Below are 25,692 nucleotides of genomic sequence, written 5' to 3' on the forward strand. Positions count from 1 at the left end.
ATCATCTGGAGCGCAAGTGCGGCGCCTTCAAGGCGCTACTTTCGAGCTTTAAGGCTCGCGCTCTCACATGACCGTTACCAGTTCGGCCCCGCAATCCGGTGCGGGATTGCCGTGTTGATCTATCGGCATAAGTCCGGACGAAAAACGCCCCGAGATCCTGCCGAAATTGCTTTATTCCTCGGTCGGAACCAGTATTTCGCGTTTTCCGGCGTGGTTCGCCGGGCCGATGATGCCTTCCTGCTCCATGCGCTCGATCAGCGAGGCGGCACGATTGTAACCGATCCCGAGGCGCCGTTGAACGTAGGATGTGGATGCCTTGCCGTCACGCAGGACGACGGCGACCGCCTGGTCGTAAGGGTCGTCCGAATCGGCGAGGTTGGAGGTACCGGCAGGGCCGCCGCCTTCGCCATCCTCGTCGTCATCCTCGGTGATCGCGTCGAGATATTGCGGCACGCCCTGGGTCTTGAGATAGGCGACGACCTCTTCGACCTCGGTGTCGGAGACGAAGGGACCGTGGACGCGCTGGATGCGACCGCCACCGGCCATGTAGAGCATGTCGCCCATGCCGAGCAGCTGTTCGGCACCCTGTTCGCCAAGGATCGTACGGCTGTCGATTTTCGAGGTGACCTGGAACGAGATGCGGGTCGGGAAGTTGGCCTTGATCGTGCCGGTGATGACGTCGACCGAGGGGCGCTGCGTTGCCATGATGACATGGATGCCGGCGGCGCGCGCCATCTGGGCGAGACGCTGCACCGCGCCTTCGATGTCCTTGCCGGCGACCATCATCAGGTCGGCCATTTCGTCGATGATGACGACAATGTAGGGCAGCGGCGTGAGATCGAATTCCTCGGTCTCGTACATGGCTTCGCCCGTCTGGCGGTCGAAGCCGGTCTGCACCGTGCGGGTGATCTGCTCGCCCTTGGCAAGCGCCTGCTCGACGCGGCTGTTGAAGCCGTCGATGTTGCGCACGCCGATTTTCGACATCTTCTTGTAGCGCTCTTCCATCTCGCGCACCGTCCACTTCAGCGCGACCACCGCCTTCTTCGGGTCAGTGACGACGGGCGAAAGCAGGTGCGGAATGCCGTCATAGACGGATAGTTCGAGCATCTTCGGGTCGATCATGATCAGGCGGCACTGATCCGGGCGCAGGCGATAGAGCAGCGACAGGATCATGGTGTTGATCGCGACCGATTTACCCGAACCGGTGGTGCCGGCAACGAGCAGATGCGGCATCTTGGCGAGATCGGCGACCACGGGTTCGCCGCCGATCGTCTTGCCGAGCGCCATGGCAAGGCGCGCCTTGGAGGTCTCGAAGTCACGCGAGCCGATGAGCTCGCGCAGGTAGACGGTCTCGCGCCGCTGGTTCGGCAGTTCGATGCCGATGGCGTTGCGGCCGGGAACGACGGCGACGCGGGCAGCGATCGCGCTCATCGAGCGGGCGATGTCATCGGCAAGGCCGATGACGCGGGACGACTTGATGCCGGGTGCCGGTTCCAGTTCATAGAGGGTTACGACCGGGCCGGGGCGGACGTGGATGATCTCGCCCTTGACGCCGAAGTCCTCAAGCACACCCTCGAGCATGCGGGCATTCTGTTCGAGCGCGTCCGGTGAGAGCGATGCATCGCGGCCGACGTTCTTCGGTTCCGCAAGGAAATGCATCGGAGGCAGCGTGAAGTCGCCATCGTCCTCGACGAAGGAGCGTTGGGCTTCGCGCTCGATCCGCTGACCGGTCTTCGGACGCGGAGCCGGCGTTGCCACGCGCGAGCCCGACTTCAGCAGACCCTGCTTCGGCGGCGCTGCCCGCGGCGCCCAGTCGGCTGCCGGATCGTCGTCTTCGTCGTCGGGCAGGATGCCCGCAGGGCGACGCTCGTCGATGTCGAAGGGCATGTCGTCGTCCTCGTCATCGGCCATGATTGGCGGCGGCGTGACGATGCGGCGTTCGGAGCGATCGAGCGAGGGTTCGATGCGGTCACCGGCGGCCATCGGCTTCGGCCGAACCGGCTCGTTCAGCGTGCCGAACTCGTCGTTGTTGAAATCGTAAGGCTCGTCATACTGGCGCTTGGGCGAACTGCGCGTGCCGCTCATGCCGAAAATGCGGCGCACGCGTGCGTGCATGGTGTAGCGCATATGGGCGAAGGAGCCCATCAGCAGGGTGAAGGGGCCCTCGCTGTCGTCCTCGTCCAGCTCGTCGCGAACGGTGCGCGCCTTGCTCGGCGTCGGCTCGACAACCTCTTCGTCTTCCTCTTCATCGCTGACACCGATGAGGCCGGCGCTGTAGATCAGGCACCAGGCGGCCGGTGCGGCGAAGATGCAGGCGAGTACGGTTGCGAGCGTGCCGGTCGGGAAGGCGCCGGTGAAGAGTGCCGGGAAGCGGAGAATCATATCGCCGAAGACGCCGCCGAGGCCGTTGGGCAGCGGCCAAGTGATTGGGGCGGGGACGCAGCTCAGCGCCGCGCCGGCAAGCACGGAGCCGATGAACCAGACGCCAAGGCGCTTGAAGGTCTTGTCGAAGCGCTTGCCGCTGATCAGCACGAGCGCCCAGGCGACAGCCGGCAGAAGGGCGACGACGCTGGCAAGGCCGAAGAACTGCATGAAGATATCGGCAAAGGCCGCACCCGGATAACCAAGCACGTTGGTCGGTGCTTCCGATGTGGCGTAGGAGAAGCTCGGGTCGGCGACGTTCCATGTCGATAGCGCCGCGACGGCCAGCGCCAATGCGCCGAACAGCGCAAAGCCCGCCAGCGACGCGATCTGTCGCCAAACGAAGGTGGTTAGCACGAACCGGTTGGAACGGCTGTCAAGCGTTGCCGGATTGCTTCTGCTCATGTTGCCTGCTGCCCGTCTCGATCTCTAGGGCGCATTGCGCGCCATGGAATCAACCTAAGCGGAGTACGGTTAATGCGACATTAACCATGCGTAGTTGCCGCTAAAATAGCGGTGGTTGACCTGAAGATCGGCATGAAAAAGGCCCGGACCTTTCGATCCGGGCCAAGGGCGATCCGCATCAGACGGATCGCGACGGGACTATGAGCGGCGCCAGATTCGACGCTGCAATCCGCTTAGATGTGGTAGGCGGCTTCGCCGTGGGACGAGAGGTCGAGGCCTTCGCGCTCGGCTTCGACGGAGACACGCAGGCCGACGATCGCGTCCACGATCTTGAAGATGATGAGCGAACCGATGCCGGACCAGACGACGGTGACGAGTACGCCCTTGAGCTGCGCCAGGACCTGGGTTGCCACGCCGGGATAGCCCGCCGCGAAATCCGCGGTCGAGTAGTCGACGATGCCGGCACCGCCGAGCGCCGGATTGACAAGAATGCCCGTGGCGATCGCGCCGAGGATGCCGCCGACGCCATGAACGCCGAAGACGTCAAGGCTGTCGTCGTAGTTGAACTTGTTCTTCACGACGTCGACGAAGAAGTAGCAGACGGGGGAGACGATGAGACCGAGCACGATCGCGCCCATCGGGCCGGCAAAGCCAGCGGCCGGCGTGATCGCGACGAGACCGGCGACGGCACCGGAGGCCGCACCAAGCATCGAAGCCTTGCTGCGGACGAGCGTTTCGACGACCGCCCAGGAGATGATGGCAGCGGCAGTTGCGAGGAATGTATTGATCATCGCGAGGCCGGCATAGGCGTTGGCTTCAAGGTTGGAGCCGGCGTTGAAGCCGAACCAGCCGACCCAGAGCAGCGATGCGCCGACCATCGTGAGCGTCATCGAATGCGGAGCCATGATTTCCCTCTTAAAGCCCGTACGCTTGCCGAGCAGAATGGCGCCGACGAGGCCGGCAATACCGGCATTGATGTGGACCACGGTACCGCCGGCAAAGTCGATAGCGCCGAAGGAGAAAATCAGGCCGGTCGGAGCCGTGTAGGCGCTCGGGCCGCCCCAGAACCAGACCATGTGGGCGATCGGGAAGTAGACGAAAGTGACCCAGAGAATGACGAACAGGACGACGGCCGAAAACCGGATGCGCTCGGCAAAGGCGCCGACGATCAGCGCCGGCGTGATGCAGGCGAAGGTCATCTGGAACACCACGAAGACATATTCGGGGATGAACACGCCCTTGGAGAAGCTCTCGGCGAGCGTTGTCGTATCAACGCCGGCAAGGAACATCTTCGAAAAGCCGCCGACGAACGGGTTGAGCGAGCCGCCGTCAGTGAAGGCCAGCGAGTAGCCGTAGGTGACCCAGATAATCATGACGATCGCGGTGATCATCAGTACCTGCATCAGAACCGACAGCATGTTCTTGGCGCGCACCAGGCCGCCGTAGAAGAGCGCAAGGCCCGGAACGGTCATGAGGAGCACGAGAATGGTGGACAAGAGCATCCAGGTGGTATCGCCCTTGTCGGGAACCGGGACGGCGGCAACAGCCTCCGTTGCAGCCGGGGCTGTTTCCTGTGCGAAGGCGACAACCGGCGCAAGCAAGGCGGCCGTCAGCGCGCCGAGGCGTCCAAGAGAGGTGGAAAGTTTCGTAGATGACATCGAGTAGTGCTCCCTGAACGGCGTGATTTACAACGCTTCTGAATCGGTTTCGCCGGTGCGGATGCGCACGGCATGGTCAATGGCGTAGACGAAGATCTTGCCGTCGCCGATCTGGCCGGTCTTGGCGGCTGCGGCGATCGCTTCCACCGCCATGTCGACGAGCTCCGAGGGAACGGCGATTTCGATCTTCAGTTTCGGCAGGAAGCTGACGGCATATTCGGTGCCGCGGTAGATTTCGGTGTGTCCCTTCTGGCGGCCGTAGCCTTTGACTTCGGTCACGGTCAGGCCCTGGATGCCGACAGCAGTGAGGGCTTCGCGAACCTCATCGAGCTTGAACGGCTTGATAATGGCCATCACAATTTTCATCTGGTTTCATCCTTGTTCGCCTCCGGAGGAGGCCATCTCTCCTTGCTGCGGAGCGCCAGTGCGCCGTGCAACCGGATAATGACATTCAAGGGGCGTGCCAGATTCGGATGTCTGTTCTAAGTCTATGAAAAACAATGGGAAAAGCGGACGCCGCAGCGACAATGCTGCGGCGCATCAAAAAATCGTCAATTTAGAAGATTAAAAAATAGGCAGATTGAAAAAACTGCCCGTTTTCTATTCAGTTGCCTTTTTCCGGATCAGCCCTTCCTGGGCGACGGAGGCGATCAGCACGCCGGAACGCGTAAAAAGGCTGCCTCTGGTCATCCCGCGGGCACCATGTGCACTCGGACTGTCCTGGGTATAGAGCAGCCAGTCGTCCATCTTGCAGGGGCGGTGGAACCACATGGCGTGATCGAGGCTCGCGACCTGCAGGTTCCGATCGAAGACCGAGGTGCCGTGCGCATAGAGCGAGGTGTCGAGCAGGGTCATGTCGGAGAGATAGGCAAGGATGGCCGCCTGGATATGGCGCTCGTCCGGAACCGTGCCGACCGCCTTGACCCAGACGTCCTGGATCGGCTTGCCGTCGTTACGGGTGAAATAGTGGTGCAGCGAGGCCGGGCGGATCTCGATCGGTCGCGGCCGCTCCCAGTAGCGCCGGATCGCTTCCGGCGCATGCACGAGGAATTTCTCCTTCAGCTCCTGTTCGCCCGGCAGGGTTTCCGGCATGGCGAGTTTCGGCATTTCGATCTGGTGGTCGAAACCGTCCTCGTCGTACTGGAAAGAGGCGGACATCGAGAAGATCGCCTTGCCGTGCTGGATGGCGACGACGCGCCTTGTGGCGAAGCTCGAACCGTCGCGGATACGGTCTACCTCGTAGATGATCGGCACGGATGGATCGCCCGGCCGCATGAAATAGGCATGCAGCGAATGGACGAAGCGGTCCGCGTCGACGGTGCGCTGGGCCGCCACCAGTGCTTGGCCGATGACCTGGCCGCCGAAGACCCGCTGCCAGCCGACCTGCGGGCTCAAGCCGCGGAACAGGTTTTCCTCCAGCTTCTCGATATCGAGAATGGCGAGCAGCGCATCCATGGGTGTGGCGGTCTCGGTAGGGCGCGACATTTCGGCTGTCTCCGATGGTAGGAACGTCGATGGCATTGATCTATATAGACATAAAACGATGCTCAAGTGCGACGGAGAAAGCCGATGCTCGATGTCTTGATTGCCGGTGGCGGCTATGTCGGCCTTTCGCTCGCCGTTTCCCTGAAAAAGGCGGCGCCGCATCTCAGCGTCATGGTGATCGACGGCGCGCCGGAAGGCGCCTGGAAGAAGGACCAGCGCGCCTCGGCGGTTGCGTCGGCTGCCGAACGCATGCTCGACGTGCTTGGCGTCTGGGATCAGATCGTGCCGGAGGCGGAGCCGATCCGCCGCATGGTGATTACCGATTCAAAGGCGGCCGATCCGGTGCGCCCTGTGTTCCTGACCTTCGATGGCGACAGCGGCGATGGCCGGCCCTTTGCCCATATGGTGCCGAACACGGCAATGGTCGGCGCGCTGCGCGGGGCGTGCGAGGACCTTGGCGTCGTCAATCGTCAGTCGACGATGGTCGAAACCTTTAAAAGCGGCGACCATGCGGTCGCCATCACGCTCGCCGACGGCGAAGAACTGGAAGCGCGCCTGCTCGTCGCCTGTGACGGCGTACGCTCCAAGCTGCGCGATGCTGCCGGCATCAAGACGGTCGAATTCGACTACGGCCAGTCCGGCATCGTCACGACGGTCGAACACGAACGGCCGCACGAAGGCACGGCGGAGGAGCATTTCCTGCCGGCCGGTCCGTTTGCGACCCTGCCGCTCAAGAACAACCGCTCGTCGCTGGTCTGGACCGAGCGTACCGAGGACGCCGAACGCCTGGTCGCCGGCGACGATTTCCTGTTCGAGGAAGAGTTGGAGCGCCGCTTCGGCCACAAGCTCGGGCACCTGAAGGTGGTCGGCGGACGGCGGGCCTTTCCGCTGGGGCTGACGCTTGCGCGCGATTTTGTCAAACCACGTTTCGCGCTTGCCGGGGACGCGGCCCACGGCATTCATCCGATCTCGGGGCAGGGGCTCAATCTCGGCTTCAAGGACGTGGCGGCGTTGGCGGAAACGATCGTCGAGGCGGATCGCCTCGGGCTCGACATCGGCTCGCTCGCCGTGCTCGAGCGCTACCAGAGCTGGCGGCGGTTCGACACCTTCCGCATGGGGGTGACGACCGACGTGCTCAACCGGCTGTTTTCCAACGATATCACTCCGGTTCGCATCGCCCGCGACTTCGGCCTCGGTCTGGTCGACCGGCTGCCGTCTCTCAAGAATTTCTTCATTCGCCAGGCGGCCGGGATTGCCAGCGAGGCGGATCCGCGGCTCTTGTCGGGCGAGCCGATCTGAACATCGACCTGAGGATTGCCCCTCACCCTAGCCCTCTCCCCGCAAGCGGGGCGAGGGGACTCGGTCGAATGCGTGGCACTGTCTTGATGTCGAAGAGAAGAGGTTGGCGCCGAGTGCGCCACGAGGTTCCTTCTCCCCGCCTGCGGGGAGAAGGTGGCCGGCAGGCCGGATGAGGGGCAACTACCTCTCAACGAGGTGGCGGCCGCGCCCTCAATCCTCGATCTTGCGGGCTTCCGAGACCAGCATGATCGGCACGCCGTCGCGTATCGGATAGGCGAGGCGGGCCTTTTCCGAGATAAGTTCGTTGGCTTCGGCGTGGTAACTCAGCCGCCCCTTGGTCAGCGGGCAGACGAGCAGTTCAAGCAGTTTCGGATCGACCTTGCTGGCGTTGATATCCATTATCCGTCGCTCACTGCAGGATGCTGTCCATATCGCCGAAGTCGCGCGCGAGCACGATCTCGGTGATGGCGATCAGGGTTTCCGCGCGTGTCTTGAGATCGGGCGCTTCGAGCAGCGCCTGTTTTTCTGCCGGGCCGTAGGGCGACATCATCGCCATGGAATTGACCAGGGTGCGGTTGCTCGCCCGTTCGACGCTTTCCCAATCGGCCTTGAGCTTGTTGGCTTCGAGATAGGCCTTGAAGGCGGCAAGCAGAGCTGCCCGGTCGACGAGAGTTTCATCGTCACGGTTTTCGAGATCGGCGGCAAAGGGGCCGATGCGGAAACGGCGGTAACCGCGCGTCGCTGAAACTTCCGAAAACAGCCGGTAGCGGCAGACGCCGGTGAGCGAGGTGATGTAGCGGCCATCGCCGGTCTCGGCGAAGGAGGTGATGCGGCCGATGCAGCCGACCTCGCAGAGCGCCTGCATCGGGCCGGTGGCAGTCTCGCTGCGGCCTTCGCAGAAGGAGGGCTGCACGATGCCGATCAGGCGGTTGCCGGAGAGCGCGTCATCGAGCATGGCAAGGTAGCGCGGTTCGAAGATGTTGAGCGGAAGCTGGGCGCCGGGAAGCAGCAGGGCACCGGTCAGCGGAAACACCGGAATGATCTCCGGCAAGTCCTTCGGACCGAGATAGCGTGCATTTCCGACGTGCATTTTCCGATAGACCTTGCAGATGTCCGCTCTTGCCCCGCCAAGGAAGCGTGGTCAACCAGACCAAAAGATGGTGCATTCCTTGAAAATCTCAAGGGACGAGCACACCGATCTTCATGGGTGAATGTGGATCGTGATCAGACGCACTTACGAAAAAGGGGCGCAAACAGCGCCCCTCCTCGAAAAAAATGCCTGACGGCTCAGGAGAACAGGATCGACGAGAGCTTGCGCCGTGCGGCGATCGTTGCCGGATCCTTCGGTCCCCAGACCTCGAAGAAGGAGAGCAACTCGCGCCGCGCGCCGTCGTCGTCGAAAGTTCGATCGCGCTTCATGACCGTCAGCAGGTGATCGGCCGCAGCCGTCCGGTCGCCTTCGACATTGCGGATCTTGGCGAGCAGCACGCGCGCCTCATGATCATCGGGATTTGCGGCAAGGCGCCGCTCGAACTCGTTGGGATCGCCGAGCTTGCGGGCTTCCTCGATCTGGTCGAGCTTCTTGCCGATGGCCGCAATGCCTGCGTCCTTGGCAAGGTCTTCCGGCAGCCCGGAGAGCGCTTCGCGGGCTTCGGCGACCTGGCCGAGCGCGATCATGCAATCGACCATGCCGGCGATCGCCACGACGTTTTCGGGGTCGGCCTGAAGCACGGCGCCGTAGAGGCCGGCGGCGTTCTGGGCGTCACCGGCGTCGAGCAGCGCCTTGGCATCGGCGAGAACCGCTTCGATCTCGGCCTTGCTGTCGTCGACGGCCGGACCGGCGATCTTTTCGATGAATTGCTTGATCTGGCTTTCCGGCACCGCGCCCATGAAGCCATCGACCGGACGCCCGCCGACGAAGGCGATGACGGCGGGGATCGACTGGATGCCGAGCTGTCCGGCGATCGAGGGATGATCGTCGATGTTCATCTTCACGAGTTTGACGCGGCCTGCGGCTTCCGTGACCACCTTTTCGATGACGGGGGTCAGCTGCTTGCAGGGGCCGCACCAGGGCGCCCAGAAATCGACGAGAACCGGCTGCTGCCTGGAGGCGTCGAGCACGTCCTTGGTGAAGTTGGCAGTGGTGGTTTCCTTGATCAGGTCACCGTCCGACGCGGCCGCCGGCGCCGGCTGACCGAAAGAGGCCGAAGCCGTCATCTGAGTGCCGAAAGACCCTGCATAGGGATTGTCGCTGCCCGTCATTCTTCTCTCCTCGCCGGCTCGTCTGCCAGCTTACTGCATTCGCGCCAAAGATCGTATGTCAGGCCGTGACTTTCAAGACAAGCGGTTCGTGTCCGGTCGCTTCCATGAAGCGCAGCAGATCGCTGGATGCGATCGAGGTCGTCGCGTCATTGGAGAGCGGATGGCAGTTGACGACGTCGAACTTCATCAGCTCCTCGTCGAGGATCATCTTGACGTTGCCCTCGGTGTCGTTGATCGCGCCGAAGGCGGTCACGGCACCTGGGATGACGCCCAGATACTCCATCAGCTTCTCCGGCTTGCCGAAGGACACCTTGCTTGCCGCGCCGATCACCTGGTGAACGGTCTTCAGGTCCACCGTCGCGTGTTCCTCGACGGTTAGCAGGAAATAGTTGTCCTTCTTGTCCTTCACGAAAAGGTTTTTCGTATGGCCGCCGGGGATCTCGTCGCGCAGCGCTACCGATTCGGCGACGGTGAACACCGGCTCGTGGCTCTTGGTTTTATGCTCGATCCCAAGTCCGTCGAGAAAATGAAAGAGGTCTTCGGCGGTCTTCGGCTGTGATTCACTCATGATTCTCATCCCTTGGGCATTCGTTTCGCCTCTGCTTTAGGGGAGAAGGCGGTGGCCGCGCAATCTCACAGGCGGCGGCAGCGGCCAAAAACGCGGCATTTCCGGGCTTCGCGAAGGGTCTCCAAAAAAATATTCGATTTCTCGTCATTTCCCTGTTGCATTCCAAAATCGCTTAGGCCATATACCGCCCGTCGCCGCAAGACAGCGACGCCACGGCCCACCGACTACCCCCGGGCCGCGGTTTATGAGCGGGTGTAGCTCAGGGGTAGAGCACAACCTTGCCAAGGTTGGGGTCGGGCGTTCGAATCGCCTCACCCGCTCCAATTTCTCCCAACCACTTCATTTCACTGTTATTTTGGAAATGAACGGCATCCGCCGTCAGGCGCATTGCGCTTCGCAACCGGATGCTTCGCCATGCGAACACCTGTCGGCGATCGGACAGCACGACGGTCCTTTGGAACGTTCGCCGTCCCTTCCCTTGTCGCTAGAGATCGTCGACACCCGCGCGCCACTCAGCTCTTCATGAAGACGTAGTCCGTCTCCTGCCGGCGGATCTCACCGGTGCGCAGTACCGCGTTCGGGAAGCCGGCATGGTTGATGGCGTCCGGCCAGATCTGCGTTTCCAGGCAGAAACCGGCAAATGCGCCGTAGCGGCGTCCCTCGAGGCCGGGGACGGGGATGTCGAGCTTTGCGCCGGTATAGAGCTGCACACCAGGCTCGGTCGTCAGCACTTCGAGCGTGACGCCGGAATTGATGCTGCGGGCAAGCGCCACCGAATGTTTCGCCATGGGCTCGTTCGAAAGGCAGAAATTGTGGTCGTAGCTGATGCGTTCACCTTCGGTCTGGCGACGCATCGACGTCATTTCGCGGAGATCGAAGGCGGTGCCCTCGACCGCACGGATCTCGCCCGTCGGCACCTGGCGTTCGTTGGTCGGCAGGTAGTGGTCGGCGGCGATCATGATGTCGTGTCCGAGCGCGTCGACAGTGCCGTCGAGATTGAAGTAGCTGTGCTGGCAGACATTGGCGAGCGTCGGCCGGTCGGTCTCGCTCTCGTAGACGACGCTCAAGACGCCGCCGGGCTTCAGCGCGTAGGTGCAAGTGACCTTGCAGTTGCCGGGATAGCCGGCGCGTCCATCCGGATCGGTAATGGTGAGCGTCACGCTATCAGGCGTCTGGCGGACGATCGTCCAGTTGCGCTTGCCGATATTGTCGCTGCCGCCGTGCAGGTGGGTGACACCCTTCTCGTTCAGTTCGAGCTGGTAGGTCTCACCGTCGAGCGTGAAGCGCCCGTCGGCGATCCGGTTGGCGCAGCGCCCCGGTGTCGCGCCGAGATAGGGCGAATGGGCGAGATAGCTTTCGAGATCGGCGAAACCGAGCACCAATGGCGGCTCATGGCCTTCCAGGCGCAGGTCCTGGATCACCGAGCCCCAGGTCAAGACATGGGCGGTGAGGCCGCCACCGGAGAGCACCATACGATGGACCGGCTCGCCGGACGGCAGATGGCCGAAGATTTCCGTGTTCTGATGCATGTTCACCGCTGGCTCCCTCTTCGCGACCGCAGCAACCTGCGTCATTTCCAAAGGCACGGCAACCGGAAAATCATACTAAATGGGGCCTTGCTTCGTCTCTGGCCTGAGGGCAAAAACGTCTAGCTATTCAAGGTGCTACAGCGACCTCTCTGCGGTCATGTCAGCGCGATAGCTGCTTGGTGGCATCCTGCAGGCCGGCGAGCGTCAAAGGGAACATCCGCCCCTCGAACAGGCTCTTCACCATGCCGATCGACTGGGTGTAGCCCCAGTGCTGTTCGGGCACGGGATTGATCCAGATCGAACGCGGAAAATGCGCTGTCATGCGCGAAAGCCAGAGTGCGCCTGCCTCGTCGTTCCAATGTTCGACCGAGCCGCCGGGATGGCTGATCTCATAGGGGCTCATCGACGCGTCGCCGACGAAGATGGCGCGATAGTCGCCGCCATAGGTGCGCAGCACTTCGGTGGTGCGGGTGATGTCGACGCGGCGGCGACGATTGTCCTTCCACAGACCCTCATAGACACAGTTGTGGAAGTAGAAATGCTCCATATGGCGGAACTCGCCGCGGGCGGCTGAAAACAGTTCCTCGACGATGCGGATGTGATCGTCCATCGAGCCGCCGATATCGAAGAACATCAGCAGCTTGACCGCATTGCGGCGTTCGGGCCGCGTCACCACGTCGAGATAGCCGTGCTCGGCGGTGGCACGGATCGTGCCGGAAAGGTCGAGTTCGTCAGCCGCCCCCTGGCGCACCCAGCGCCTGAGCCTTTTCAGCGCCACCTTGATGTTGCGGGTGCCGAGTTCGACCGTGTCATCATAATCCCTGAACTCGCGCCGGTCCCAGACCTTGACGGCGCGGCGGTGGCGCGACTGGTCCTGGCCGATCCTGACCCCTTCGGGATTGTAGCCATAGGCGCCGAAGGGGGAGGTGCCGGCGGTGCCGATCCATTTCGAGCCGCCCTGATGCCGGCCTTGCTGCTCCCGAAGCCGTTGGCGCAGGGTCTCCATCAGCTTGTCGAAGCCCCCGAGGGATTCGATCAGGCGCTTTTCTTCCTCGGTCAGGTGTTTTTCGGCGAGCTTGCGCAGCCAGTCCTCGGGGATGACGGCCTCTTCGCCCGTCTCCATGGGATTGACCGCCTCGAGCCCGGAGAAGCAGTGCTGGAACACCCGGTCGAAGCGGTCGATATGGCGCTCGTCCTTCACCAGCGCCGTGCGCGCCAGGAAGTAGAAGGCTTCGACATCGAATGTGGCGATGCCCGCCTCCATCCCCTCGATCAGCGACAGGAATTCCCGGAGCGTCACCGGAACTTTCGCCGCTTTGAGTTCGAGGAAGAAGGGGATGAACATCGGTCAGTCCTGGCTTTCTCCGGTGCCGATCTCTGCGAGATCATAGGGCGTCGTCTGGTACATCTCGTTGATCCAGTTGCCGAAGAAGAGGTGCGCATGGCTGCGCCAGCGGTTCTGCGGCGGCAGGGTCGAATCGTTGTGCGGGAAATAGTCGTGCGGCATCTTGATCGGCACGCCTGCGTCCACGTCGCGAAAATATTCGTCCGACAGCGAGGTCGAATCATACTCCACGTGGTTGAACATGTAGAGCCGGTTGCCCTTTTTCTCGTGCACGAGGCAGACGCCCATCTCCTTCGATTCCATCAGGATTTCGAGGCTGGGCACCTTGTCGATGTCGGCACGCCTGACCTCGGTCCAACGCGAGACGGGGACGGCGAAGTCGTCGGAGAAGCCGTTGAGATAGACCGACGAGCGATTGAGGTTCTGGTGGCGGTAGACGCCGAAGGCCTTCTCGTTCAGCGGATACTTCGGCACGTCGTGGAAATGGTAGATCGCCGCCATCGCCCCCCAGCAGACGTTGAGCGTCGAATGCACGTTGGTCTCCGTCCAGTCGAGGATGCGCTTCAATTCGTCCCAATAGGTGACGTCCTCGTATTCGAGCGTCTCGACCGGCGCGCCGGTGATGATGAAGCCGTCGAACTTGCGGCCCTTCACCTCGTCCCAGGTCTCGTAGAAAGAAAGCAGGTGATCTTCCGAGGTGTTCTTCGCCCGGTGGGCGCCGATGCGTACCAGCGACAATTCCACCTGCAGCGGCGAGGCGCCGATCAGGCGCGCCATCTGGATCTCGGTCTTGATCTTGTTCGGCATGAGGTTCAGGAGCCCGATCTGGAGCGGGCGGATATCCTGACGGATCGCCACGGTCTCGGTCATCACCCGCACACCCTCATGCACGAGGGTTTCGAAAGCGGGCAGCGTATCGGGAATCTTGATGGGCATGGGCTTCCACTCGATCAATACAAAAAAACCGGCGGCGATTGATCGCGACCGGTCCTCGGAAATCCAACTTTCCTCGGCCCTTTAGCGACTTGTTTAACGTGGCTGCAAGCCGGCCGGCCAAATCACCACGAGGAATTTGATAGCGCGACTGGGGCGCGGGGGTCAAGAAAAACGATTCGGGCGGTCGGGCGGCCTCTCATCCCGCTGCCGCGACCTTCTCCCCGCAGGCGGGGAGAAGGGAGCTTGTGGCACCCGCTCGCGCCTCCCAGGGGCCGATCATTTCCGTTCCAGAAAGAAGCCCGGACATCATTGTCTCGCGGCGACCGTCGCCATTTCCGTCCCCTCTCCCCGGCTGCGGGGAGAGGGCTAGGGTGAGGGGCAACTTCCGTGCGTGTGAAGATAATCTAGGCCGTCCTGCATGCCGTATCCGAGCCGACGGCTAGCCTCGTCTAAGCCGAGCCAGAAGAAGCGAAAGCGGATCGGCGCACCACCGCCAAAGGGCGTCATTTCATGGTGCAGCCAGGTTTTCTGTTGCTCGCCGGCAAGGGCGATATGAAAATAGTGCCGGCGATGGCAGATGGTCTGGCCTTCCTTCCGGAAGGAGTAGTCCTTCGTGACGAGATGGGTGAGGGCCCGCGATGGCGTCAGCCCGGTCTCTTCCACGAATTCCCGCAAGGCGGCAGCTTCAGGGCTTTCGCCCGGCTCCATCGTGCCGCCGGGTACCTGCAACTCGATTTCGGGAAAGTCCGGCTCGTCGAAGACCAGCAGGTGGTCCTGCCAGGTGGCGTAGATCAGGACCTTGTGGGCGTCCGGCCTCATCCGTCGCGGCGCGCCATGAAGGCCAGGCGCTCGAAGAGATGCACGTCCTGCTCGTTCTTCAACAGCGCCCCGTGCAGCTTCGGCAGCATGGTCTTGGCGTCGACGCGGAGGTCGGCCGGATCGACCTCGTCGGCGACAAGCAGGCGGATCCAGTCGAGCGCTTCGGAGGTGGACGGCTTCTTCTTGAGGCCCGGCACCTGGCGGATGTCGTAGAAGGCGGCAAGGGCCGCAGATAGCAGCGTTTTGCGGATGCCGGGATAGTGCACCTCGACGATGCGCGCGAGCGTTTCGGCATCGGGGAAGCGGATATAGTGGAAGAAGCAGCGACGCAGGAAGGCGTCCGGCAGTTCCTTCTCGTTGTTGGAGGTGATGATGACGATCGGCCGGTGACGGGCGCCGATCATCTCGCCGGTCTCGTAGACATGGAATTCCATGCGGTCGAGTTCCTGCAAGAGGTCGTTCGGAAACTCGATGTCGGCCTTGTCGATCTCGTCGATCAGAAGCACCACGCGACGGTCGGCCTCGAAGGCCTGCCAGAGCTTGCCCTTGCGGATATAGTTCCTGACCTCGTTGACGCGCTCGTCGCCGAGTTGGCTGTCGCGCAGGCGCGACACGGCATCATACTCGTAAAGGCCCTGCTGCGCCTTGGTCGTCGACTTGACGCTCCATTCGATCAGATCGAGGCCAAGGGCAGCGGCAATCTGGCGGGCAAGCTCGGTCTTGCCGGTGCCGGGTTCACCCTTGACGAGCAGCGGCCGCTCCAGCCGGATCGCAGCATTGACGGCGATCATCAGGTCCTTGTCGGCGATGTAATCTGCGGTGCCTTCGAATTGCATAATCGTCTTCCGGTTCAGCATAGGTCTAGCAGGCGGTGTCCATGGACTATCGCATATTGGCCAAAATCGGAATCGATTTGAGAAGAGATGGCGTTAGCAGAAAAGCTCGGTCTCAGCCGCGGAGGGCGGTGACTTCGATCTCGATCAGCATTTCCGGGCGGATCAGATCGCAGACGATCATGGTTGCGGCCGGACGGATCTCGCCGAAGACTTCGCCGAAGATCGGGAACACCCGGTCGGCGAAGCTGGCATCGGTGACGTAGTAGTGATTGCGCACCACGTCTTTAAGCGAGAAGCCCGCTTCCTTCAGTGCGCCCTCGATCGTCTTCAGGCAATTGCGCGCCTGCTCTTCCACCGTTTCGGGCATGGTCATGGTGGCATAGTCGTAGCCGGTCGTGCCGGAGACGAAGCACCAGTCGCCCATCGCGACGGCACGCGAATAGCCTGCCGTCTTTTCGAAGGGCGAACCCGAAGAGATGAGCTTGCGCGCCATGTCTCGCTTTAAGCCCAGGGGCGCGAGGCGCCGACCGTCTTCTCGAAGCTGTCGATCGCGGTTGCCTTTTCCAGCGTCAGGCCGATATCGTCGAGGCCGTTCAGCAGGCAGTGGCGCTTGAAGGCATCGACCTCGAACTTGACCGAGCCGCCGTCCGGGCCGGTGATTTCCTGGGATTCCAGGTCGACCGAGAGGATGGCGTTGGAGCCGCGCGAAGCGTCGTCCATCAGCTTGTCGAGGTCGGCCTGGCTGACGACGATCGGCAGAATGCCGTTCTTAAAACAGTTGTTGTAGAAGATGTCGGCAAAGGACGTGGAGATCACGCAGCGGATGCCGAAGTCGAGCAGCGCCCAGGGGGCATGCTCGCGCGAGGAGCCGCAGCCGAAGTTGTCGCCGGCAACCAGGATCTTGGCGTTCTGGTAGGCGGGTTTGTTGAGCACGAAGTCCGGGTTGACCGAGCCATCCTCATTGTAGCGGGCTTCGGCGAAAAGACCCTTGCCTAGGCCGGTGCGCTTGATCGTCTTCAGGTAATCCTTCGGAATGATCATGTCCGTGTCGATGTTGACGACGGGGAGGGGGGCGGCGACACCGGTGAGCTTGACGAATTTTTCCATAACTTCAGGCCTTCGATTTCAGAAGAATGTTGCGCTAGCGTTTAGATGAGTTTTGCGCCGAAATGAAGGAAAATCTATCCAAACACGCTTCGCCGGGCGGGTGAAAATGCCCGCCCGGTGAAAGCTTCGCCCGGATTTCGATTGTCGGGAAGCCTCAGCCTGCCTTCACCGGGCTGTTCATGGCCCAGAGAACGCCGAAGGGATCGCGGAGCTGGCCGTAGCGGTCGCCCCAGAACATCACCTCGATCGGCATCACCACCTCGGCGCCGGCGGCAACGGCGCGGTCCCACCAGGCATCGATGTCCTCGACGGTGAGCGTCAAGGTAAAGGCCTGCGGCTTTTCCAGCGGATGGCCATATTCCGGATAGGCATCCGCCAGCATCAGCGAGCTGCCGTTGACGTAGAGATGGATGTGCATCGTCCGGCCCTGCTCGTCGAGCGGATGCCGGTTGACCTCCTTGGCGCCGAAGGCGCGCTGGTAGAATTCGGATGCCTTGGCGGCGCCATCGACCTGAAGATAGGGCAGAAGCCCGTTCAGGACCGGTGCCGGCTGCTTCGTTTCGGTTTGCTGCGTCTCAGTGTCCATGTCGTTCTCCATCCTGTTCGAAGAGCCAGGACCGTGCTGGCCTGCCTCAAGGACGGACATGGAGCGATGGATCCGACACGGGGATGGAAAAATTTCGCAGCCGGCTGAATGGCAGCTCTCGAGAAACAGCAAAAGGCTTCGAGCCGATTACGGATCGGCCCGATTGCGGATCACTACGATCGCCGGGATCAGAGGTCGATGATCGTGCCGCGACCGTCGTTCCAGATGCGCATCTCGCGCTGGCCGTGGGCGGCAGCGGCGGCGGCCGGACGGGCGGTGGCGCGGGCCGGCCTGAGGTTCAGCCGGGCGGCAATCGCGCTGCCGATCACGACGACGGCGGCGATGCCGGCCAGTGCCAGCGCCAGCGAGGCGGTCAGAACGAAGGCCGCAAACGTGATGGTCAGGGCTGCGGCCGTGAAGAGAACAGAGCGAATGCTTTGCATAATCGTCACCTTTCTGATGGCGATGTGGGGGCTCCTCCCCGCACTTGCAAGAGGCGGCTTTGCGAAAGGGGTGCGGCGGTTCGCCTCGTCTTGCGGAACGAGGCAAAGGCGGGCACAACTGAAACATGAGCAAATCGATCGAACATCACCCGGTGCGCCTGCGTCGCTCGGTGCTATCGGTGCCGGCCGACAATGCCCGCGCGCTTGCCAAGGTCGCTGAACTCGCGACCGATGCCGCGATCTTCGATCTCGAGGATGCGGTTGCGCCTGAGCGCAAGATGGAAGCACGCGAGGCGCTGGTTCGGCATCTGACGACGAACCGGCCGGATTGTGAGATCGTCATCCGCATCAATGCGCTCGGTTCCGGCTTTGGCCAGGACGATCTCGCCGCGGTGCTTGCGGCGAAGCCCGACGCCATTCTTCTGCCGAAGGTCGAAAGCCCGGCGGATATCCAGGCGGCGGCCGACTGGCTGGCCGAAAACGATGCGCCGGAGACGCTGCGTCTCTGGGCGATGATCGAGACGCCGCGCGGTGTCATCAACGCGCCTCTTATCGCCGAGACCGGCCGCACCTTCGGCGGCCGGCTCGATTGTTTCGTCGTTGGTCTCAACGACCTGCGCAAGGACACCGGCGTTCCGGATCGCCCCGGCCGTCCCTATCTGATCCCCTGGCTGATGCAGATCCTGCTGGCGGCGCGCGGCGGCGGGCTCGACGTCATCGACGCCGTGTTCAACGATTTTCGCGACGCTGATGGATTCGACGAGGAATGCCGGCAGGGCCGCGACATGGGCTATGACGGCAAGATGCTGATCCACCCGGCCCAGATCGGCCCGGCGAACGAACGTTTCGGCGTCGAGCAGATCGCCGTCGACGAGGCGCGCGCGATCATCGCTGCCTTTGCGCTCTCGGAAAACGCCGGCAAGGGCGTCATCAATCTCAACGGACGGATGGTCGAGCGGCTGCACCTCGATCAGGCCGTGATGCTCGCCGCCAAGGCGGATCTCATCGAAAAACGAAAGACAAGATCTTGAAACTCTATCGCTTCCTGACCGGTCCCGACGACGCTTCCTTCTGTCACAAGGTGACGGCAGCGCTGAACCAGGGCTGGAGCCTGCACGGCTCGCCCACCTATGCCTTCAATGCCGATACGCAGCACATGCAGTGCGGCCAGGCGGTGTTCAAGGAGGTCGAGGGCAAGGATTACACCCCGGATATCAAGCTGTCGGAACAGTAGTCGAGGCTGTTTGCCGTCGTGCAAGTTTGCCCCTCACCCTAACCCTCTCCCCGCAGGCGGGGCGAGGGGACGCGGTTGATGCTCGCAATCGGCGTGTGAGGCCTGTTTTCTGGTATCGGTTAACCCGTGCTCCGATTGGGATGCGAACGGTACCGCGAGTCTCCTTCGCCCCGCTTGCGGGGAGAAGGTGCCGGCAGGCGGATGAGGGGCAGATAAAACGGGTTAGCCGCCGACGTGCTCGACGCTGGCTTCGATCCGCTCCATGTCGTCGTCGGAAAGGCCGAAGTGATGGCCGATCTCATGGATCAGGACATGGGTGATGATGTCACCCAGCGTCTCCTCGTTCTCAGCCCAATAGTCGATGATCGGGCGGCGATAGAGGGTGATGCGGTTTGGAAACTGGCCGGTTTCCATGGTGAAGCGCTCGCTGATGCCACGGCCCTCGAAAAGGCCGAGCAGGTCGAAAGGCGTTTCCAGTGCCATGTCCTCGAAAATGTCGTCGCTCGGGAAGTCGGCAACTTCGATGATGAGGTCGGTCGTCAGCTGGCGGAATTCCTGCGGCAGGTGGCCGTAGGCTTCCAGTGCGAGCTGTTCAAAAGTGGTAAGCGTCGGTGCGTGGCGTTCCCGCCAATCATCGGTCTGGTCAATGCGGGCCATAGGCACTCCTTGTTGCCCTCCATATAGCGATTTTGCCAGTGTTTTTCGAGTGTTGAATTCCGCGGGCATGGGGACAGGAATAAATTCTTAGAATTGGCTGTTGACTCATTTAGGAAGCTCTGGAATCTAATAGAACATAACATGAACATTTATGATGGGAGTTGACCGTCATGGCCGACAAAGCCGTGGAGCGGGAGACGGTACTTTCGCTCCGAGAGACCATAGCCAGGATCGAAAACCGTCGGCTTCCGGGCGTCGTGCGCGCCGCCAAGGCGGCCGATCCCGGCGGCTTCCGTCAGCGCGAGGAAGATGAGCCTGGCCGTCGGGCGCTTGCGCTCGGGGTTGCGGATCTGGACACGCTTCTCGAAGGCGGCCTACCGCTCGAAGGCATGACGGAAATCCGCAATGCCGAGACGCGCGATGCCGGCGCTGCCGCCGGTTTTGCCGCGGCACTCAGCGTGCTCTGCCAGCAGGCGCGCCTGGAAAAAGGCGAGCCGGCAGCTCCGGTTCTCTGGATCAGCCAGTCGATGGCTTCCAACGAGGCGGGCCTGCCCTATGGATTGGGTCTCAAGGCCTATGGGCTCGATGTCCGCGGCCTCGTCTTCAGCCTGCCGCGCACGGTGAAGGACGCGCTCTGGATCGCCGAGGCGGCGCTTTCCGTCCCGAGCTTCTGTGCCGTCATCCTGGAAATTCGCGGCAATCCCGCAGCTCTTGCGCTCAGCGAGAGCCGGCGCCTGCATGTTCGCTCACGCGCGGGCCATGTTCCCCTTCTGCTCCTGCGCCAGTCCGGGCACGAGGAGGCGAGCAGCGCCTTCTTCCGCTTCCTCGTCGAGCCGGCGCCGGCGCGCGAGCGTCCCCTACCGGATGGATCGATGCTTCGCGGCAGCATCGGCCATCCCGTCTTTCATGTCATCGCCGAGAAGAGCAGGGCTCCTGCGCCGCTCGGCTTCCTGCTGGAGTGGAACCCCCATGACCGCCGCCTTTACCCCGTCGAGCCCCTACCAGCCGCTGCTGCGGCAGATCCAGAACCAGCGCATTCTGTCGCTCGCCTTTCCGCATCTCCCGGCCGATCGGGTCGCCCGCAAACGCTGGGGGAACTCGTGGCTTTCCCGCGGGCGTCCTGAGCATCCGCCTGTCGTCTTCGCTGACAAGGTGAAGAGCGCGATGCGCCTCGTCGCGCTCGACGGTTACGCCGAAAAAGCGGGTTTTCACATCGGCCAGGGTGTTGCCGAAGCCCGGGCCATGTGTCCCGAGATCGACGTGCTGCCGGCCGATCCCGCCGCCGATCGGGCCCTGCTCGAAGGGCTTGCGGATTGGTGTTGCCGCTATACGCCGCTCGTCGCGCTCGATGGCGACAGCGGCCTCTTTCTCGACATCACCGGCTGCGCCCATCTTCTCGGCGGGGAAAAGGCGCTGTTCGACGATCTGCTCGCCCGCCTCTTTCATCTGGGGGTCGAGGCCCGCGCGGCGATCTCCTCGTCCGCCGGGCTCTCCTGGGCGGTGGCGCGGTTCGGCTCCGACGGCATTCTTGCCCCGGACGAGGCGGCGCGGGTGCTGGCGCCGCTGCCGATGGCGGCGCTCCGGCTGCCGCGGGAGACGATCGAAACGCTTGGCCGGGTCGGGCTCAAGCAGGTCGGCGACATCGTCGAGGCGCCGCGCGCGCCGCTTGCCCGCCGGTTCGGCGCGACCCTGCTTCTGCGCCTCGATCAGGCGCTCGGGCGGGAGGATGAGCCACTGTCGCCGCGGTTGCCCGTCGCCGCCCTCTCAGTGGAGCGCCGTCTCGGCGAACCGGTCCAGGGCGAAGACGATATTCTCGGCTTGACGGAAGAGCTGGCGATGCGGCTGAAGCCGGAACTGGAAAAGCGTGGGCAGGGCGGGCGTCTGTTCGAGCTTCTGCTTTTCCGCGTCGATGGCGCGGTCTTCCGCATCGCCGCCGGCACGTCCTCGCCGCTCAACGAGCCGCGGCGCGTCGCCGGTCTCTTCCGTGAACGGCTGCAGGCGGTGCACGAGGATCTCGATGCCGGCTTCGGCTTCGAAATCCTCAGGCTCTCGGTGCCGAAGAGCGAAAAATACGAGGTGATGCAGGAGGATTTCTCCGGCACGCCGGATCGCGAGCGCCCGCTTGCGGCCTTTGCCGACCGGGTGATGGCAAGGTTCGGGGCGGAGAGCCTGCTGGTGCCGGCTCTTTCGGAAAGCCACGTGCCGGAGCGGGCGGCAAGCTTCCGCCCACTCACGGATCTCGCGCTCATGGGCAAGGCCGAGGCGCCTGCGCAAAACATTCCCGCGATCCTGCTTGCCGCGGCGGCTCGGCCGCAGCGGCTCTTTCCAAGCCCCGAGCCGGTGGAGGCGGTGGCCGAGGTGCCGGAGGGGCCGCCGAGAAGCTTCCGCTGGCGGCGCACGCTGCACCGCATCGCACGGGCCGAGGGGCCGGAGCGGATCGCCGGCGAGTGGTGGCTCGACGGCGAGCCGGCGATGGAGCGCGATTATTTTCGGGTGGAAGACGAACGCGGCCGGCGGTTCTGGCTGTTTCGCGAGGGGCATTATGGTGCGAGCGCCCCGCCGCGCTGGTTCATGCATGGAGTCTTCGCATGAGCGACGCTGTCCCCTATTTCGAGATCGGCGCCTGGTCGAATTTCTCCTTCCTCGAAGGCGCGTCTCATCCGGGCGAGATGGTGGTTGCGGCGAGCCGTCTTAACATTGGCGGCCTTGGCATTGCTGACCGCAATACGGTTGCCGGCGTGGTGCGCGCGCATGCGCAGGCCAAGGTGGAGAAATACGCCTTTCAGCCCGGCGCGCGGCTCTCCTTTGCGGAGGACCTGCCCGACGTGCTCGCCTATCCCTGCAATCGCCGCGGCTGGGGCAATCTCTGCCGGATGCTGAGTGCTGGAAACCTGCGCGCCAAGAAGGGCACCTGCACGCTCTATGAAGCCGATCTCGTCGAGTGGGGCGAGGACCTGTTGCTCGTCGTGCTGCCGGATCCGGTGATCGGCGCGCCGGAGGCAACCCTGCTTGCCGATTTCCTCAGGCGGCTGAAGCCGCATTTTGCCGACCGGCTCTATCTGGCGCTGGTGCCGCGCTATGACGGCTTCGACCAGCTTGCCTTCGCCGGACTTGCGACCATTGCCCGCCATGCCGCGATCAAGCTCGTCGCCACCAACAGTCCGCTGTTTCATGTCGCCGCGCGACGGCCGCTCGCCGATGTCGTCACCGCCATCCGCGAGCATGTGACGATCGCGACCGCAGGCTACCGGTTGCATGCCAATGCCGAGCGGCATCTGAAGACGCCCGCCGAAATGGCGCGCATCTTCCGCGACTATCCGGAAGCGATCGCCAATACCGGGCATTTCTTCGGGAGGCTGAAGTTCTCGCTGTCGGATCTCGAATATCAGTATCCGGATGAAAGCATTCCGGGCGAGACGCCGACGCAGACCCTTAGGCGGCTGACGATGCAAGGCGCGCACGAGCGCTATCCCGAGGGCATTTCGCAGAAGGTTTCGACGCAGATCGAGTACGAGCTCGAGCTGATCGCCAGCAAGCGTTACGAGCCCTATTTCCTGACGGTGCGCAATATCATGCAGTTTGCGCGCAAGGCCGAAATCCTCTGCCAGGGCCGCGGCTCGGCGGCGAATTCCACCGTCTGTTACTGTCTGAGGATCACCGAAGTCGATCCGCTTTCGACCACCCTGCTCTTCGACCGCTTCCTCTCGACCGAGCGCGACGAGCCGCCGGATATCGACGTCGATTTCGAGCACGAGAAGCGGGAAGAGGTGATCCAGCATATCTACCGCACCTACGGCAAGGAGCATGCGGGGCTGACGGCCGCCGTCATCAGCTATCGGGCGCGCTCGGCCGGCCGCGAGACTGCCAAGGCTTTCGGGTTCTCAGAAGACGTGCAATCGGCGCTTGCCGGTTCGGTCTGGGGCTGGTCGGTCGCCGATCTCTCGGAGCGTGAGGCGCAGGCTGCCGGGCTCGATACGAAGGATCCGACGACGGTGAAGGTGCTCGACTATGCCACCGAACTGATGAGCTTCCCGCGCCATCTTTCGCAGCATGTCGGGGGCTTCGTTATTACCCGCGACCGGCTCGACGAGGTCGTGCCGATCATGAACACGGCAATGCCCGACCGCTACATGATCGAGTGGGACAAGGACGATCTCGACACGCTGAAGATCCTGAAGATCGACGTGTTGGCGCTCGGCATGCTCACCTGCATCGCCCGCGCCTTCGAGCTTCTCGACCGGCATTACGGCGAGCGGAAAAACCTGCACCAGCTCTTCAAGGATGAGCAGAAAGCCGTCTACGACATGATATGCCGCGCCGATACGATCGGCGTCTTCCAGATCGAAAGCCGGGCGCAGATGAGCATGCTGCCACGGCTGAAGCCGCGCATCTTCTATGATCTCGTCATCGAGGTGGCGATCGTCCGGCCCGGGCCGATCCAGGGCAACATGGTGCATCCCTATCTGAAGCGGCGCGAGCAGCGCGCACGCAATATCCCCATCGAATATCCAAGCCCTGAGCTGAAGGTCGTGCTGGAGCGGACGCTCGGCGTGCCGCTGTTCCAGGAGCAGGCGATGCAGATCGCCATCACCGCCGCCGGTTTCTCACCCAGTGAGGCCGATCGGCTGCGTCGCGCCATGGCGACCTTCAAGCGCACCGGCACCATCCATACCTTCCACGAGAAGATGATCGAAGGCATGGTCAAGAACAAATATCCGCGCGATTTCGCCGAGCGCTGCTTCAAGCAGATCGAAGGTTTCGGCGAATATGGCTTTCCCGAAAGTCATGCCGCGTCCTTCGCGCTCTTGGTCTATGTCTCGTCCTGGCTGAAGACCTATTATCCGGATGTCTTCTGTGCCGCCCTTCTGAACTCGCAGCCGATGGGCTTTTACGCGCCCGGGCAACTGGTGCGCGACGCGCGCGAGCATGGGGTCCGGGTGCGACCCGTCGACATCAATCATTCGGTCTGGGATGCCGATCTCGAAGACGGCGGCCTCGATAAGGGTGCCATCGAGCCGCGTCATCGCGAAATGGAGGACGTGATCAAGACTGACAAGGCGATGCGCCTCGGCTTCAATTCGATCAAGGGGCTGAACCAAGAAGAGATCGAGAAGAAACTCGTCGCCAACCGGGGTACCGGTTACGGGACGGTCCGTGACCTCTGGCTGCGCTCGGGTCTCTCCCGCTCCGCGCTCGAAAGGCTCGCCGATGCGGACGCTTTCCGTTCGATCGGGCTCGATCGCCGCAAGGCGCTCTGGGCGGTAAAGGCGCTGGACGAAAAGAGTGCTGCCGAAAGGCTGCCGCTCTTCGAAGGCGCGGCGAGGGCGGAATTGCGGCCGGAGCCAGCCATGATCCTGCCGGAGATGTTGCCGGGCGAGCAGGTGATCAACGATTATCGTTATCTCTCCTTCTCGCTCAAGGCGCATCCGGTCTCCTTCCTGCGAGAGACGCTTTCCGAACAGGGCATCGTCACCAGCCGCACGCTTGCGACCGCCCCGGTCGGGCGGCGGATAACCGTCGCCGGGTTGGTGCTCGTTCGCCAGCGTCCGGGCTCCGCCAAGGGCGTCATCTTCATGACGATCGAGGACGAAACCGGCGTTGCCAATGCGATCGTCTGGCCGAAGGTGTTTGCGACCTATCGCCCGGTGGTCATGGGCGCGCGGTTGGTCAAGATCCGCGGCCGGCTGCAGCGCGAAAGCAGCGTCATCCACGTGGTCGCCGAACACATCGAGGACATCACGCCGATGCTGGGACTGTTGCGCACGGAGGCGCGGCGGTTCGGCGCAAGCGACCGTGCCGATGAAGCGCTGAGGCCCACCGGCGACGCGCGCGAGAAGAAGGCGCAGGGCGATCTGCGCCTGGCCACGGTGCGGCGTTCCGGTGGCAGCCCGGAACAGACGACGGCCGAGGTGGCAGACGTGATGCCGAAGGGGCGCAATTTCCATTGAAGGGAGGGTCCGACCCTCGCTGCTTCAACGGGCAGCCGGGTGGGCCTTTCGAGGAAAAAGCAGATCAACTTACCTAGGTCCGGAACGGTCCGGATCATCATGTGTGAGGCCACAGTCGGGCTCTTCATAGTAGGGTAGCGCCTGCGGTGTGTAA

General features: G+C 62.9%; 24 protein-coding genes, 1 tRNA gene and 1 riboswitch. Of the genes, 7 read left to right on the forward strand and 18 right to left on the reverse strand.

What is annotated here, in order from left to right; all coding sequences use genetic code 11:
* Nucleotides 1-171: 171 nt before the first annotated feature.
* The 4 genes from ASE60_RS28365 to tesB form a co-directional block, all read right to left on the reverse strand.
* Nucleotides 172-2,826 carry a DNA translocase FtsK gene (locus ASE60_RS28365; RefSeq protein ID WP_057254934.1) on the reverse strand — a complete coding sequence of 885 codons (2,655 nt, stop codon included), beginning with the start codon at nucleotides 2,824-2,826 and terminating at the stop codon, nucleotides 172-174.
* Between the two features lie 233 nt (nucleotides 2,827-3,059).
* On the reverse strand, nucleotides 3,060-4,484 hold the full coding sequence (locus tag ASE60_RS28370; protein ID WP_057254935.1) for an ammonium transporter: 1,425 nt from the start codon (nucleotides 4,482-4,484) through the stop codon (nucleotides 3,060-3,062).
* 27 nt (nucleotides 4,485-4,511) lie between these two features.
* Complete coding sequence (locus ASE60_RS28375) at nucleotides 4,512-4,850, reverse strand: P-II family nitrogen regulator (RefSeq protein WP_057254936.1); 339 nt, start codon at nucleotides 4,848-4,850, stop codon at nucleotides 4,512-4,514.
* 234 nt (nucleotides 4,851-5,084) lie between these two features.
* Complete coding sequence (tesB, locus tag ASE60_RS28380) at nucleotides 5,085-5,969, reverse strand: acyl-CoA thioesterase II (protein ID WP_057254937.1); 885 nt, start codon at nucleotides 5,967-5,969, stop codon at nucleotides 5,085-5,087.
* 84 nt (nucleotides 5,970-6,053) lie between these two features.
* Here tesB and ASE60_RS28385 point away from each other — a divergent pair, with 84 nt between their 5' ends.
* Nucleotides 6,054-7,268: a ubiquinone biosynthesis hydroxylase gene (locus tag ASE60_RS28385; RefSeq protein WP_057254938.1), complete on the forward strand. Its 1,215-nt coding sequence runs from the start codon at nucleotides 6,054-6,056 to the stop codon at nucleotides 7,266-7,268.
* 210 nt (nucleotides 7,269-7,478) lie between these two features.
* Here the strand turns inward: ASE60_RS28385 and ASE60_RS28390 are convergent, their stop codons facing one another.
* From ASE60_RS28390 to ASE60_RS28405, 4 genes are all read right to left on the reverse strand, one after another.
* Nucleotides 7,479-7,667, reverse strand: a complete 189-nt coding sequence (locus ASE60_RS28390) for a Trm112 family protein (RefSeq protein WP_057254939.1) — start codon at nucleotides 7,665-7,667, stop codon at nucleotides 7,479-7,481.
* 10 nt (nucleotides 7,668-7,677) lie between these two features.
* A complete protein-coding gene (locus ASE60_RS28395; RefSeq protein WP_057254940.1) occupies nucleotides 7,678-8,358 on the reverse strand; it encodes an LON peptidase substrate-binding domain-containing protein in 681 nt (226 codons plus the stop codon).
* A 197-nt stretch (nucleotides 8,359-8,555) separates the two neighbouring features.
* On the reverse strand, nucleotides 8,556-9,530 hold the full coding sequence (gene trxA / locus ASE60_RS28400; RefSeq protein WP_057254941.1) for a thioredoxin: 975 nt from the start codon (nucleotides 9,528-9,530) through the stop codon (nucleotides 8,556-8,558).
* A 58-nt stretch (nucleotides 9,531-9,588) separates the two neighbouring features.
* Nucleotides 9,589-10,098: a prolyl-tRNA synthetase associated domain-containing protein gene (locus ASE60_RS28405; RefSeq protein ID WP_082616175.1), complete on the reverse strand. Its 510-nt coding sequence runs from the start codon at nucleotides 10,096-10,098 to the stop codon at nucleotides 9,589-9,591.
* Between the two features lie 248 nt (nucleotides 10,099-10,346).
* On the opposite strand from ASE60_RS28405, the gene ASE60_RS28410 reads away from it, so the two are divergent.
* Nucleotides 10,347-10,421: transfer RNA gene (locus ASE60_RS28410), tRNA-Gly, on the forward strand.
* Between the two features lie 189 nt (nucleotides 10,422-10,610).
* On the opposite strand, the gene ASE60_RS28415 is transcribed toward ASE60_RS28410, so the two are convergent.
* The 9 genes from ASE60_RS28415 to ASE60_RS28455 form a co-directional block, all read right to left on the reverse strand.
* Complete coding sequence (locus ASE60_RS28415) at nucleotides 10,611-11,627, reverse strand: aldose epimerase family protein (RefSeq protein WP_057254943.1); 1,017 nt, start codon at nucleotides 11,625-11,627, stop codon at nucleotides 10,611-10,613.
* A 160-nt stretch (nucleotides 11,628-11,787) separates the two neighbouring features.
* A complete protein-coding gene (locus tag ASE60_RS28420) occupies nucleotides 11,788-12,972 on the reverse strand; it encodes a VWA domain-containing protein (protein WP_057254944.1) in 1,185 nt (394 codons plus the stop codon).
* 3 nt (nucleotides 12,973-12,975) lie between these two features.
* On the reverse strand, nucleotides 12,976-13,908 hold the full coding sequence (metA, locus tag ASE60_RS28425; RefSeq protein ID WP_057254945.1) for a homoserine O-succinyltransferase: 933 nt from the start codon (nucleotides 13,906-13,908) through the stop codon (nucleotides 12,976-12,978).
* Between the two features lie 61 nt (nucleotides 13,909-13,969).
* Nucleotides 13,970-14,047: riboswitch (SAM riboswitch) on the reverse strand.
* 227 nt (nucleotides 14,048-14,274) lie between these two features.
* Nucleotides 14,275-14,727 carry an NUDIX domain-containing protein gene (locus ASE60_RS28430; RefSeq protein WP_057254946.1) on the reverse strand — a complete coding sequence of 151 codons (453 nt, stop codon included), beginning with the start codon at nucleotides 14,725-14,727 and terminating at the stop codon, nucleotides 14,275-14,277.
* Complete coding sequence (locus ASE60_RS28435) at nucleotides 14,724-15,563, reverse strand: MoxR family ATPase (RefSeq protein ID WP_057254947.1); 840 nt, start codon at nucleotides 15,561-15,563, stop codon at nucleotides 14,724-14,726. Before ASE60_RS28435 ends, ASE60_RS28430 begins: the two co-directional genes overlap by 4 nt.
* Nucleotides 15,564-15,675: 112 nt before the next feature.
* Nucleotides 15,676-16,056, reverse strand: coding sequence for a RidA family protein (locus tag ASE60_RS28440; RefSeq protein WP_057254948.1), 381 nt, complete (start codon nucleotides 16,054-16,056; stop codon nucleotides 15,676-15,678).
* Nucleotides 16,057-16,064: 8 nt separating this feature from the next.
* Nucleotides 16,065-16,670, reverse strand: a complete 606-nt coding sequence (leuD, locus tag ASE60_RS28445) for a 3-isopropylmalate dehydratase small subunit (RefSeq protein WP_057254949.1) — start codon at nucleotides 16,668-16,670, stop codon at nucleotides 16,065-16,067.
* Between the two features lie 154 nt (nucleotides 16,671-16,824).
* Entirely contained in the window at nucleotides 16,825-17,256 is a 432-nt protein-coding gene (locus ASE60_RS28450; RefSeq protein ID WP_057254950.1) for a glyoxalase/bleomycin resistance/extradiol dioxygenase family protein, read from the reverse strand.
* Between the two features lie 188 nt (nucleotides 17,257-17,444).
* Entirely contained in the window at nucleotides 17,445-17,699 is a 255-nt protein-coding gene (locus ASE60_RS28455; protein ID WP_057254951.1) for a hypothetical protein, read from the reverse strand.
* A gap of 125 nt (nucleotides 17,700-17,824) precedes the next feature.
* On the opposite strand from ASE60_RS28455, the gene ASE60_RS28460 reads away from it, so the two are divergent.
* Nucleotides 17,825-18,730 (forward strand): CoA ester lyase, encoded by a 906-nt coding sequence (locus tag ASE60_RS28460; RefSeq protein WP_057254952.1) that lies wholly within the window; start codon nucleotides 17,825-17,827, stop codon nucleotides 18,728-18,730.
* Nucleotides 18,727-18,933, forward strand: coding sequence for a DUF1737 domain-containing protein (locus tag ASE60_RS28465; protein WP_057254953.1), 207 nt, complete (start codon nucleotides 18,727-18,729; stop codon nucleotides 18,931-18,933). Before ASE60_RS28460 ends, ASE60_RS28465 begins: the two co-directional genes overlap by 4 nt.
* Nucleotides 18,934-19,155: 222 nt before the next feature.
* On the opposite strand, the gene ASE60_RS28470 is transcribed toward ASE60_RS28465, so the two are convergent.
* Nucleotides 19,156-19,590 (reverse strand): metallopeptidase family protein, encoded by a 435-nt coding sequence (locus tag ASE60_RS28470; RefSeq protein ID WP_057254954.1) that lies wholly within the window; start codon nucleotides 19,588-19,590, stop codon nucleotides 19,156-19,158.
* Between the two features lie 170 nt (nucleotides 19,591-19,760).
* Here ASE60_RS28470 and ASE60_RS35080 point away from each other — a divergent pair, with 170 nt between their 5' ends.
* Genes ASE60_RS35080 through ASE60_RS28485 form a run of 3 tightly spaced genes read left to right on the forward strand, consistent with a single transcriptional unit; the run spans nucleotide 19,761 to nucleotide 25,538 of the window.
* On the forward strand, nucleotides 19,761-20,714 hold the full coding sequence (locus ASE60_RS35080) for a hypothetical protein (protein WP_057254955.1): 954 nt from the start codon (nucleotides 19,761-19,763) through the stop codon (nucleotides 20,712-20,714).
* On the forward strand, nucleotides 20,629-22,182 hold the full coding sequence (locus ASE60_RS28480) for a DNA polymerase Y family protein (protein ID WP_244495723.1): 1,554 nt from the start codon (nucleotides 20,629-20,631) through the stop codon (nucleotides 22,180-22,182). Before ASE60_RS35080 ends, ASE60_RS28480 begins: the two co-directional genes overlap by 86 nt.
* Entirely contained in the window at nucleotides 22,179-25,538 is a 3,360-nt protein-coding gene (locus tag ASE60_RS28485) for an error-prone DNA polymerase (RefSeq protein WP_057254957.1), read from the forward strand. Before ASE60_RS28480 ends, ASE60_RS28485 begins: the two co-directional genes overlap by 4 nt.
* The last annotated feature ends 154 nt before the right edge of the window (nucleotides 25,539-25,692 follow it).

The sequence above is a fragment of the Ensifer sp. Root278 genome (genome assembly GCF_001429285.1).
In the GTDB taxonomy this organism is placed as follows: Bacteria; Pseudomonadota; Alphaproteobacteria; order Rhizobiales; family Rhizobiaceae; genus Ensifer.